General features: G+C 55.2%; 1 protein-coding gene. It reads right to left on the bottom strand.

The features are described from left to right. Positions 1-248 (bottom strand): hypothetical protein (locus SB754_RS22115; protein WP_410784438.1); only part of this gene is annotated, 248 nt, incomplete at both ends.

The raw sequence follows: 248 nt of genomic DNA, 5'->3' as shown, positions 1-248 counted from the left end.
AAGCAATCAGCTCGTAAGCCCACCGTCCAGCAGCTTTTGTTCCTTCCGCGATCGCACCTACTAACCCCGTCCATTTCGGGGATTCGTCTGGTTGTGCCAAAACGGTTTCGGAACTGACGATATCCACCTCGGACTGTTGTGACGAAGGCGATCCGGATTTTTGGGGAGCTGACACCCCAAGCCAATCGCGATCGATGCCCCAATCAGCGAGGCGATCGCTGACGATATCGAGTAGGCGATCGTCAAAC

The sequence above is a fragment of the Leifsonia sp. SIMBA_070 genome (assembly GCF_046534635.1).
Classification (GTDB): Bacteria; Actinomycetota; Actinomycetes; order Actinomycetales; family Microbacteriaceae; genus Leifsonia.
Note: the sequence above shows the minus strand (reverse complement) of the source record. Positions and strands in the feature narration are given on the sequence as shown.